Origin of the sequence: Brevibacillus antibioticus (assembly GCF_005217615.1) — a bacterium.
GTDB lineage: Bacteria > Bacillota > Bacilli > Brevibacillales > Brevibacillaceae > Brevibacillus > Brevibacillus antibioticus.
Genome location: NZ_SZNK01000001.1, coordinates 1,219,355 through 1,232,019 on the forward strand (window position 1 = coordinate 1,219,355; position 12,665 = coordinate 1,232,019).

The 12,665-nt window shown below is 45.7% G+C and carries 8 protein-coding genes; all 8 read left to right on the forward strand.

Annotation, left to right across the window (positions count from 1 at the left end):
• Window positions 1-8: 8 nt before the first annotated feature.
• Window positions 9-4,499 carry a non-ribosomal peptide synthetase gene (locus E8L90_RS06125; RefSeq protein ID WP_137028438.1) on the forward strand — a complete coding sequence of 1,497 codons (4,491 nt, stop codon included), beginning with the start codon at window positions 9-11 and terminating at the stop codon, window positions 4,497-4,499.
• A gap of 439 nt (window positions 4,500-4,938) precedes the next feature.
• Complete coding sequence (locus tag E8L90_RS06130; protein WP_137028439.1) at window positions 4,939-5,223, forward strand: acyl carrier protein; 285 nt, start codon at window positions 4,939-4,941, stop codon at window positions 5,221-5,223.
• The gene (locus E8L90_RS06135; protein ID WP_137028440.1) at window positions 5,213-6,337 is read left to right on the forward strand and encodes an acyl-CoA dehydrogenase family protein; all 1,125 of its coding nucleotides are present in this window, start codon (window positions 5,213-5,215) and stop codon (window positions 6,335-6,337) included. The genes E8L90_RS06130 and E8L90_RS06135 overlap by 11 nt, the downstream gene beginning before the upstream one ends.
• 29 nt (window positions 6,338-6,366) lie before the next feature.
• Window positions 6,367-7,431, forward strand: a complete 1,065-nt coding sequence (locus E8L90_RS06140) for an HAD-IIIC family phosphatase (protein WP_137028441.1) — start codon at window positions 6,367-6,369, stop codon at window positions 7,429-7,431.
• A 158-nt stretch (window positions 7,432-7,589) separates the two neighbouring features.
• On the forward strand, window positions 7,590-8,441 hold the full coding sequence (locus E8L90_RS06145) for a 3-hydroxyacyl-CoA dehydrogenase family protein (protein ID WP_137028442.1): 852 nt from the start codon (window positions 7,590-7,592) through the stop codon (window positions 8,439-8,441).
• Between the two features lie 147 nt (window positions 8,442-8,588).
• The gene (locus E8L90_RS06150; protein ID WP_137028443.1) at window positions 8,589-9,782 is read left to right on the forward strand and encodes a homoserine dehydrogenase; all 1,194 of its coding nucleotides are present in this window, start codon (window positions 8,589-8,591) and stop codon (window positions 9,780-9,782) included.
• Window positions 9,783-10,004: 222 nt separating this feature from the next.
• Entirely contained in the window at window positions 10,005-11,333 is a 1,329-nt protein-coding gene (gene fabD, locus E8L90_RS06155; protein ID WP_137028444.1) for an ACP S-malonyltransferase, read from the forward strand.
• 333 nt (window positions 11,334-11,666) lie between these two features.
• Window positions 11,667-12,653 carry an LLM class flavin-dependent oxidoreductase gene (locus tag E8L90_RS06160; protein WP_162309043.1) on the forward strand — a complete coding sequence of 329 codons (987 nt, stop codon included), beginning with the start codon at window positions 11,667-11,669 and terminating at the stop codon, window positions 12,651-12,653.
• Window positions 12,654-12,665: the final 12 nt, after the last annotated feature.

The window sequence follows — 12,665 nt, forward strand, 5'->3', positions numbered from 1 at the left end:
ATAATTCGATGTTTATACCTGTTTACTACCCTTTGTCGCATCCCCAAAAACGAATCTGGTTTATAGAAAAATTTTATCCTCACACCTCGATGTACAACATTGGTGGACTAGTGCACATTCATGGGAAGGTGAATTTTTCGGTATTAGAAGAAGCAATTCAGCTTTTCATCAAGAAGAATGAAGGCCTGCGTTTGCAAATAACGGAACAAGAGGGAGAGCCGAGTCAGTATGTGATGCCGTATGTGAAGCACAAACTTCCGTATCTAGATTTTTCCCGGAAAACAGACCCGATGAAAGCGGCAGACGAGTGGGCGGAGATAGAATTCCAAACCGGTTTTCAGATTAACAACACACCGTTATTTGATTTCGCGCTTTTACATATCTCAGAGGATCACAATGCTTACTTTGTAAAACTCCACCATATCGTTTCTGACGGCTGGACGATCTTGATTATGACGAATCAAATCAGTACGTTCTACATGCAACTCCTCAGAGGGGAACAGGTGGATGGCAGTATTACCTCTACTTATCTTCATTATTTGGAGCAGGAGCAAAATTATCTAACGTCCTCTCGTTATGAAAAAGACAAAGCCTACTGGAATGAAAGACTAAGCAATTTTCCAAGGGCATTCCTCAGCAGAAGCTCGGACTCCGTGGCGGGTAAGCGTTTGCGATTCTATCTGGAAGCGGATACCGCGCATTCCGTGTACGAGTTCTTGCAGACGCGTAAATGTTCGCTTAACTCCTTGTTTGTCGCTATTGTCTTCATTTATCTGGCAAAAACGACTAGAGAGGATGACATCATAATAGGCGTGCCTGTCCTCAACCGCTCTGGTGTCAAAGAGAAAAATATTGTTGGGATGTTTACCAGCAACATGCCGTTTAGAGGCACGATCAACCAAACAATCAGTGTCGCGGAGTGGATAAATGAAGTGCAGGCCGATATGTACCAGAGCCTGTTCCATCAAAAATATCCATATGATTTGTTCGTCCAGGACCTTCAATTGACCCAGCAAGGCTATGATCATTTGTTCCAATGGTGCGTCAACTACTATAACACAAAGCTAAACAATGAGCTCGACGGCGCACCGATTGAGAACGAAGAGTTCTACAGCGGAAATCAAAACTACTCCTTGCAGTTGGTCATCAAAGAATGGTCGGGAACCGACAAGCTAGAGCTTCAATGGGACTACAAAACTAGCGATTACACAGAAAAAGAGATCAATCGAATGTTCAGGCAGATGGTGAATCTCTTGAAGCAGGCCATTGCACAACCGGACAAGCCGATCAAATCCCTGCAACTGCTGAGCGAAGAAGAGCGTCAGGAATTGATATACAACCGCAACCAGACCGTAGCTCCTTATCCTCATGAACCCGTGCACTTTCTGTTCGAACACCAAGCGGCAGCCACACCAGAGGCAACAAGTGTTATTTTCCAAGGCCAAACCGTTTCCTATGAAAAATTAAACAATCGTTCAAATCAACTCGCGCACACCCTGCGAAATAAGGGAGTGGGACGTGGGTCACTTGTCGGCTTGATGTCTTCACATTCCATTGAGACGATCGTGGGAATCCTCGCTGTCCTTAAGGCAGGGGGTGCTTATGTACCAATTGACCCGACGTACCCGTTGGAACGCATAAATTATCTACTGAATGATAGCGGTACAGCCTTGATTCTGACAAACATGTGCATACCGGAAGGGGTTACGTTCAAGGGAGATGTGGTGAATTTGGTCGATGATAGCTTGTACAGCTCAAATTGTACCAACTTGGACCACGTCAACGAACTGAGCGATCCGGTCTATGTCATCTATACTTCAGGATCTACAGGCAATCCGAAGGGAACGATCATCGAACATCATGGTTTGATTAACTACATTAGCTGGGCCAGTAAGACTTACATTCGCTCTGCAGATGACGTATTTGGGCTGTATTCCTCGCTAGCTTTTGATTTGACCGTTACCTCGATTTTTACACCGCTTATCAACGGAAACGGGATTGCCATTTACCCCGAAGATAAGCAAGAGTTCATTCTACACCGGATATTGCGTGAGAAAGTGGCGACCATCATCAAGTTGACACCGGCTCACTTGTCACTGATCAAAAACCAAGACAACCGAGGATCCACCATTCACACATTGATTGTCGGCGGGGAAGACTTGAAAGCTGCGCTTGCCCATGATGTAACCAAGAGCTTCGGTGGTCATGTGAAGATCTTCAATGAGTATGGACCGACCGAAACCGTCGTCGGCTGTATGTTTCACCGCTATGACCCGGCATTGGACATGGGCCCGTCCGTATCAATCGGCAAACCGATTGCGAACGTCCAAATCTATCTGCTCGACGCCAACCTGCAACCGGTGCCAGACGGGGGGACAGGGGAAATCTATATATCCGGAGACGGTGTAGCCAAAGGGTACCTCAACCGTCCAGAATTGACCAGCGAACGTTTCATCCTCAACCCATTCCGCCAAGGCAGCCGCATGTACAAGACTGGGGACTTAGCCATCCGGCAGGAACACGGGTCTATGTTTTATCTAGGCAGAAGCGACACGCAAGTCAAAATTAAAGGATACCGCATTGAGACGGGTGAGATCGAGAATCGACTGCTCCAATATCCCGGAGTCCGCGATGCTGTTGTAATCGACTGTATCGACACGCAAGGCAATAAGTACTTGATAAGCTATCTTGTGATGGAACAAGTCGTATCGGCAGTCACGCTCAAAAACTATTTGGCCGAGAGTATGCCAAGCTACATGATCCCCGCCTACTTTGTTTTGATAGATGAAATCCCTCTCACACCAAACGGTAAAGTGAACCGCAATAACCTGCCTGACCCAACCACCATCGAAGCAGTGTCGCTTGATCAGCCCGTCACCAACCAGGTGATCGCCGATAAACTGCTCATAATCATGCGTGATGTCTTGCAAATAGAGGAACTCAGCATCCGCGACAACTTCTTTTTGCTTGGTGGTGATTCAATCAAAGCGATTCGCATCGTAGCGAAGCTCCGTGCCGAGGGACTGCACGTGCAAGTTAAAGACATCTTGTCCTATCCCGTACTGGCAGAGATCGCAGCAACCATTGATGCGAAGCAACCAAACATCGCTGAACAGGCACCAGCCGAAGGCGTGTCGAAACCGCTCCCGATCAGTGAATGGTTCTTTCAACAGGATTTTGTCGACCCACATCACTGGAATCAATCAGTATTACTCACGATGAAGCAAGCGGTGAGCCCTGATGCCTTAACTCGTGCCTTCCGCCAACTGATTGTGCAACATGACACCCTGCGCCTCGTTTTTGACCCGGCACAGCAAGCGCTGGCCTATGATGCAAGTCTGTTGAAAGCAGAAGTTCCGATCGAGACACAAGATCTGTCTGGTTTTGACACAGAAGCACAAAAACGCGAGCGGCAGCAGCATGCGGAAGCAACCAAAGCCAGCCTCCATCTGGAAAAAGGCTTTTTGTTTCGTATCATGCTATTTAACCTCGGACAAGGGACACAGCAGCTGCTGATCACTGCACACCATCTGATCATCGATGCCGTTTCCTGGCGTATTCTGCTCGAAGACCTAACGACCTTGCTGGAAGCAATGAAACAAGGACACATCGGGAAACTCCCAGCCAAAAGCCACTCCGTCCAAGCATGGGCAGACGCTCTGGCCGACTACAGCCAGACGCAGCATATGCTCGCCGCTGAACAAGCCTATTGGCAATCGGTTTTAACAGGACCATCCATAGCGTTCCCAACGGATCACAACCACGACATACATGAACTGGCTCAATGCGAAACCATTTCTGCAGAGTTGTCTCAAGATCTGACCCGCCAGCTTACAGGTGAGGCTAACAAAGCCTACAACACCCACGCCAATGACCTGCTGATCACTGCTCTTGCCGCAGCCATCGACCACTTTATTCAAAAAGGGGAAGTCATGATCGAACTAGAGGGTCATGGACGTGAACCGTTGTTCGACCATATTGATCTGTCGCGAACGATCGGCTGGTTCACCTGTATGTATCCGGTTCGTTTACAAGTAAGTACAACAGATCCCAGCACTCTGATTAAATCAATCAAGGAACAACTGCGCCAGATTCCGCAAAAAGGGATCGGATACGGAATACTGAAATATCTGTCCAAAACCATTACTTATGACACTCACAGCCTCGTCCGTTTCAACTACCTCGGTGACAGTAACATCAGTAATGAGTGGTTTACGCTCTCAGACAAAAGTCATGGGGCGGAATCCAGCCTATCTAATCACATCACGTCTCTCATCGATATCAACGCGGTGATTACTGACAGCGTGCTGACCATCCGTCTTGTCTATAGCAGGAACAATTTTACTTCTTCCACTATGGAGCGCTTCCTTGCCATCTTCCTGCAAAAAATTGAGGAGATCGTGAACTATTGTTGCGGAAAAGAGAATACCGAGTTCACGCCATGCGACTTTAATACCGTCGAGTTGAGCCAGGACGAACTGGACGGACTCTTTGAATAAACGTAAGTGAGATTAGACTCGGTTTATTGATTCGCTTTTCCTGGGAAAACGCAAAAATCAACATAAACTGCCTTATCCCTATTGTGTGGACAGTTTGGTAGATACCCGTACTGAATACAGGAGGGATTTTTCAAGAGGAAAAAACAAGACATATGCGCGGAAATTTAATTTGGCTGTCGTAACATCCAACCTGAGGACAGTATAGGGTACTACGATCTCCTAGCAAGTTGATAAAAGTATGATGGACCAATTGAAAGGGGTGAGGGAATAAATTCAATAATTAGGAATAAAAAGAATCTATACTAAACGATATCCAAATGTTAACATTGAATAAATTGGAAGTTAAAACTTTTCGGTGATTTCTGAATAGAAAAGAAATTCCTGCTAAAATCCCTACCATCGAGAAACTGGTAATTATGAAGCGAAAGGTGAATGAACCATGGAAGCAACCAAAGCCAAAATCCGCACATTTTTAACTCGATTTTTCCGTAAGCGTGAGCTGCGAGACGATGAAGATATGTTCGCACTAGGCTTCATCAACTCTCTTTTCGCGATGCAACTAGTAATGTTCCTCGAATCTGAATTCAGTATTGAGCTTAACAATGATGACCTCGATCTAGAAAATCTCAAATCCATCAATGCCATTGCAGAACTCATTGAGAAAAAACAGTCTCAATTGTCAATTTTATCGGAAGCTCAGGTGGAGACAACCTATGATACTTGAACTGACCCAAAAACAACAGACCTGGCAAGAAGAAATCAGGGCTTTTGTCAACAATGAGATTGTTCCTATCGCAAATCAATATGACAAAGAAGAGGTCACTCCACCGGAGTTGATCATGAAGATGGCTGATCATGGCTATCTGGGGGCATTACTCCCCCAAGAGTACGGTGGCCGCGGTCTTGATTATGTTTCCTTAGGAATTTTGAACGAAGAGGTTGGTCGTGGATGTTCATCCGTGCGTAGCCTGCTGACTGTGCACGGCATGGCCTCACTCTCCATCCTCAGATGGGGGAATCAAGAGCAGAAGGACCGCTGGCTGCCGAAGTTCGCTACTGGTGAGTTACTCGGCGCCTTTGGCCTGACTGAACCGAATATTGGAACAGATGCTAAAAACATCGAGACGACAGCTGTCTTGTCTGGCGACCACTACATTCTCAATGGAAAAAAGAAGTGGATTACATATGGTCAAATCGCTGATCTCTACCTAGTATTCGCTCAATGCGAAGGGCGGCCGACCGCCTTCCTCGTAGAACGTAACAGCCCTGGATTTACCACACACCCAATTAAAGGCGTGATGGGTACCCGTGCCTCTATGCTGGCAGAACTTCACATGGATGAGTGCCGGATTCCAAAAGAAAACATGTTGAGTCGCGTTGGATTCGGTCTGACCTACGTCGCAACAAACTGCCTCGACTATGGTCGCTTCACGATCGCATCGGGTTGCGTCGGTATCGGACAAGCGTGTATTGACGCATGTCTGGAGTACACCGCTAGCCGAATCCAGTTCGGTTTGCCAATCGCCAACCACCAGCTAATCAAAAAGATGATCGCAGAAATGATCACCAACGTGAAAGCCGCCCGACTATTGTGCCATCAGGCTTCCTTTCTGAAAGATATTGCACACCCAAACTCCATGAAGGAAACCTGGATAGCCAAATATTTTGCCTCGACTATGCTTGCCAAAATCACCACAGATGCCATCCAAATTCACGGCGCATATGGGTGCAGTGAAGAGAATTCACTCCAGCGCTACTATCGTGACAGCCGCGTGATGGAAATCATCGAGGGAACCACTCAAATGCATGAAATTATTATCGCCGACAGTATGTACTAGACACGTGTTTTTCTCAGGGGGAATAAACCATGGTACAGTCAAAGTTCGAAACCGGACTTGCTGCTGAACAGAAGAAAATCAAATGTCTCGTCTGGGACCTTGACCATACGCTGTGGCACGGCGTCCTGCTCGAAGACGACAACGTAAAGCTGCGCGAGAACGTTGTAAATGTTATCAAAACCCTTGACAGCCGCGGTATCCTGCAATCTATCGCAAGTAAGAACGAATATGGGCAGGTCATGGAAAAGCTCCAAGAATTGGGCCTCACTGAATATTTTCTCTACCCGCAAATAGACTGGAATCCAAAATCTCAGTCTCTCAAAGCTATCTCTGATGCACTCAATATTAACTTAGATACCATTGCTTTCATCGATGACCAGCCTTATGAGCTAGAAGAAGTGGCTTTCACTTATCCAGAAGTTCTCACTATCAACGCTGATCGCCTAAATGAAATCCTTGAGATGAAAACATTCACACCGACCTTTAATACAGAAGATTCCAAACAGCGCCGCTTCATGTATTTGAGCGATCTCCAGCGTAAAGTAGCGGAAGAAGAGTACATGGGTCCACAGGAAAGCTTCCTCGCTTCTCTCAATATGGTATTGTCCATCGTACCAGCGTCCGCTGAAGACCTGCAACGCGCTGAAGAGCTGACCGTCCGCACAAACCAGCTGAACACAACCGGCTACACCTATTCATACGAAGAACTGGAAGGATTCCTCAGATCATCGCAACACAAGCTGTTTGTCGCAAGCCTCGACGACAAATTCGGTACCTATGGCAAAATCGGTCTCGTACTGATAGAGATAACCGAAAACGTCTGGAATCTCAAGCTCCTTCTGATGTCTTGCCGTGTAATGTCTCGTGGCGTAGGTTCCATAATGCTCAACTACATCATGCAATTGGCTCAGAAAAACAATGTTCGCCTGCTTGCCGAATTCATCAGGAACGACCGCAATCGTATGATGTACATTACGCTTAAGATGGCAGGTTTTCGCGAAGTCGCTAATGAGGGCAACAAAGAAGTGCTTGAAGCAGGTCTGTCACGTTCACCTAGTTTCCCTGACTATGTAAAGATCCACGTAACGGAATAAGTCAAAACATTGAATAGATGAGTGAGATGAAATTAATCTAGTTGTTTTGCCAACCATACATGGGTGAAACAAGTCTCTCTCTGTTTTGACACAGCCTTCGGACACACCTCTTCATCTCATTATCATCCACCAGGGAATGTTTAAAAGGAGTGAATGCTGTGTTTCAAAAAATCGGTATTATCGGCGCTGGTACAATGGGAATCGGAATGGTTGTGGACCTTTCCTTGCATGGCATCGAATCCGTTCTTGTAGACATGGACGAACGCGCCCTTGAAAAAGCAAAGAAGGAAATCCTTCAAACCATCCGCTTCGCCCCGATGATAAAAAAATGTGTACCTCGTCTCACCCAAGAAGAGGTGCTAACCAAAGTCACTTTCAAAACCAGCATAGAAGATGTCAGTTCGTGTGACTATATTGTCGAAAATGTCACGGAAAACTGGGACATTAAGCATGCAGTCTACCTAGAACTGGACAGAGTCTGCGCACCTGAAACCATTTTTGCGGCGAATACCTCCTGTATCTCCATCACCAAGATAGGTAGCATCACCAAGCGTCCTGAGAAGGTGATCGGCATGCACTTCATGAATCCTGTTTTCATGAAGCAAACCATCGAGGTGATCAAAGGATTTCACACCTCCGAAGAAACCATCGCCAAAGCAGAAGTGTTCCTCACCCAACTGGGCAAAGAAGCGATCATAGTCAACGATATGCCAGGCTTCGTCTCCAATCGCATCTCCCACTTGTACATGAACGAAGCTGTTTTTGTCGTGCAAGACCAGGTAGCAACCCCCGAGCAGGTGGATGATATCTTCAAAAAATGCTTCGGTCACACCATGGGGCCACTCGAAACTGCTGACCTGATAGGCTTGGACACGGTTCTCAACTCTCTTGAGGTGCTCCATTACGACTTTCAAGACCCGAAATTCCGAGTTGCACCACTCCTTCGCAAGATGGTAGACGCGGGCTTGCTTGGACGAAAGTCGGGTAAAGGTTTTTATCATTACCAATAAATCAGATACTATGATCACTTGCGGTCTAGAGATTCAAGGTTTATCCTTCCTGACAAAATCTGCCTCGGGAGTGAAAAGCGACTTCAATACTTCATCAAAAAGCCTTATTGAGCAAAGGTTTCCATACGCGGAGGGGTGTATGTCCAAATGAGTGTAATCCGAGTAGGATTGTTGGGCTTTGGTACTGTTGGAACAGGTGTGGTAAACACAGTTCGAGCTCAGGAAAAGAAGCTTACGGAACGGTTGGGTAAAAGGGTGGAAATCGTGAAAGTGCTGGTTCGCGATGTAACAAAAACGCGGCAGATAGAAGTGGAGAACGACCTGCTAACCGACCGTTTTGCAGAAGTGCTGGAGAGCGACATTGATGTTTTGGTCGAGGTAATAGGCGGTGTGGAGCCAGCTTATCAGTATATAGCAGAAGCACTCAAGCAAGGTTGTCACGTGGTGACCGCAAACAAGGAATTGTTGGCTAAATGCGGGAATTCGCTGATCAATCTGGCCAATCAATATCAGGTTCATTTCGCTTATGAATCTAGTGGAGCTGGCGGAATCCCGAATCTCGGTGTTTTGCATCATTTCCAGTTCGCAAATGAAATTACTTCTGTACAAAGGTTTGCGGATATGGACCCAATGGCTGACGTAGAAGGCTTTGACCCACAATATGAACTCTACCTTCTGTCGCAGTTGCTGCTGTTTGGAGAGGCACCTCCCCTGAACTCGGTGGCACGAGAAGGAATTTCCCAACTGACAATCTGCCAGCTGCAGTTTGCTAGGGCGCTAGGCTATCGGATGAAACTGTTGGCACAAGCAAGCAAAACGGACAGCGACCTTGACTTATCCGTGAAACTTACACTACTGCCGCTAGACCACCCGCTAGCTTCGATTCAGGATACATACAAAGCAGTGCAGGTCACTGGTAACACCGTGATAGAGGATTTGGCATACTTGCTTTCACAGCCGTATATCCGACAGCCTGAATGGAGAGAAGGTAGAACGAGTAAAAGCTGTAGACTAAGCGATATTACTACAGAGATGGAAAAACGATTTTTTTTCTTGGAAGCAAAAGATCCAACCCTTACCCCGTATCAGGTAATCCATTTTCTGCAATCTGAAGGTGTTCGCATACACAAGCAAAAAACTGAGTTTAATGCTGGTGAGGTAATCCGTATCGGAATGATAGCCGAAGGTTTCAATGCAGATCATGTTGCCGCTTTGCAGGAAAGCTTCCAGCTCCAGATCAAGCAGTTTCCCATTTTTGAGAATGGAGATCTACAAAAGTCCGAGGAACAAGGGAGGTCGAAATTCGAGCGGGAAGAGCTTGTCATTGACCAACTGGTCTAGCTTGCAAACGATCTGGCATAATCTCAATATCATTTTACGTATAAATACTAGAATGATTTCCTAAGTAACCAAACCGAAAAGAATTATTGTATATTTATAGTTTTCTATGATTATTGATTCAGTTAAATTTCAATCCTATTATAACGAAATTAAAAATAATTAAGATGATTTACTGCATAGTACTAAAGATTTCGAAAGATTGCAGAGTCAAAGAGGTGAACAATGGAACGCATAGCACTATTATTTCCAGGACAAGGCTCCCAGTTCGTCGGAATGGGAAAAGCTTTATGTGATGAATTTCCAGTTGCATGTGCCACGTTTAAGGAAGCCAATGAAGTTCTGGGATACGACATTACCCAGATTTGTTTTCAAGGTAATCACTCGTTGCTTAACAAAATTGAGAACTCACTTGTTGCCATGTTGATTTATGGAGTAGCCGCTTACCGTGTGTATCAGCAGGAAATAGGTATCAAGCCTGATCTTGCGGCCGGCCATAGTTTGGGTGAGTACACAGCACTGGTATGCAGTGGGGTCATCTCCTATGCGGATACCCTTAGGGTTGTGCGCAAGCGAAGCGAACTGGCAATGGAAGTAGCATCAATGGGTCGCTATAGTATGAGTCTGATCAACAACTTGGATCATATGCTGGTGGCGCGTTTGTGTGAACGACTGTCCTCTGATCAGCAGTTCGCAAGCATCGCAGCGATCAACGCTGCCAATCAAGTATTGATCGCTGGTGACGAGCAGGCCGTAATGAGCGTGGAGGATGCGGGGATCGAGCGAGGGGGAGAGATCACACCATTTTTGATGAGCCCACCGTTTCACTGCATGCGGATGAAGACTGCGGCAGATAAGCTTGCAGTTGAATTGCAAAATCTGATTTATTATGACTTTGCATTTCCTGTGATATCCAACGTAACAGCGCGTCCCTACCAACATCCAGAGGAGATTTGTGACAACCTGATCCAGCAAATGACTCATCCTGTGCAATGGCAACAAACCTATTCATACATGCAAGAGCAGGGTATAACCACCGCGATTGAGATGGGGCCACAAGCTATCATCACTAATCTCACCAAACAAAACGCCCCTCTAATCAAAGGGTATTCCTTCGGAAAAAACGAAGAACGTGATCTGGTGATAGAAGCACGGAAGCTATCTGCCTTAAAATATGAGACCCAGAATGCGACAGTGTCGATGGCGAGCTATCGCGACTTTATTTATAGTTGCCTCGTGGAAGCCGTCGCCACACGCAATCGCAATTGGAATGAGGAAGAATATCAGGAAGGGGTCGTCAAGCCATACCAGATGATTAATGAAATCGCTGAAGAGATAGACCGGAGCAACGCAGCGCCTAGCGTCGAACAAATACGTCAGGCACTGTCCCATTTGAAGACAATCCTAACAACCAAACAGCTTCCTCTAGATCAGCTTCAACAGCGACTTTACAAAATAATAGAAGAAACCCGTACAAGTGATATATTTCTGCAAAATATGACAGAAATTTCTGTTGATTATTACAAAAACGTTGACATAATTCGAGGGATATAATAACGTTAAAACATACTAAAAATTGAAAAAATTACTATATTCACAATCTATCACAATATCGGCTCATGCTTTCATAGCGGTCATATGAGCATGAATCACAGGGTATTTATGCTTACTGGATGGCAATAAATAACTACCTAGAAGCGGAGCATATCATCTGTCGACTGTCTCCGGTCTACGGTCCAAAATCTGTCACACTGAAGAAAAAGGGCAATCACTTCTTGCGGTTCTATGTTTGTATAGGTGAAGTCCATTCTTACTTTGGGAGCGATTGATGATTAAAAACTCGAAATAGTGCATACGGGTCCAAAAAACAATATAAGCGGTGATCATTTGAGAAACACAGTTGAAGTATACAGTGATTTTAAATTGCCAATTTCGCAAGACTATCATTTGGATGAAATATTACAAACCATGAAGAGTCTTGAATGTAATCACTTTACAGGTGTTTTGCTTTCCTATAAGAACAGTACACTTGACCCATTTGTCGTGGCTTGCGCTGTTTTGCAGCATACTACCACATTTACTCCGCTTGTAGCTGTTCAGCCTTACAACATGCCTCCACACTCGCTTGCCAAGAAAGTACACGCGATTTGCCATTTATATAACCGAAGAATCAACTTGAATATGATCAGCGGTTCGATCAAGCAAGATTTGCTGGAAGTAAAAGAGTCATTGGATAAAAAAGGGCGGTATCATCGCCTTGTCGAGTACACCAACATCATCCGCAAGTTGTTTGCCTCATCCGAACCCCTTACATGGGAGAGTATCAATTATCAATACGATCAACTGACTATCAACAGTGCGTTACCGTCAGAGATTATACCAAAGCTTTTCGTCGCTAGCGGTAGTCTCTCATCCTTGGCTATGGATGCAATTCGTTCCTGCGGGGATTCTGCCTTGATGATTCCCGATTGCCTTGATCAGTTTTTGCATGACTTCCACTTTCCACTTAAAGATGCCGGATTAGAGTTTGGAATAAAAATCAACATTATCGCCCGTCCAACTGCAGATGAAGCCCTGCAAGTCGCTAAACAAGAAAAGACGATCTTCCGAGTTCGCCAGTTGTTCAAAAGCCAGCGACAGCAGGCAGGCATGTATTCGCTGTTGGAGAAGGATGTGTTTTTCCCCCGTACGGATATGGATGGTGACTCCTCGTTAGTGGTCGGCAGCTATGACAAAGTAACGGAATATTTGACACGCTATGTGGAATACGGCGTTCGTTCCATCATTATAGGCAATGCTTATACAAGCCCGGAAGAAATGAAGCATTGTGGAGAAATCATCGATCGCCTGAATCACTGTGTCGCGGCCTCCTAACCGCAAGGAATT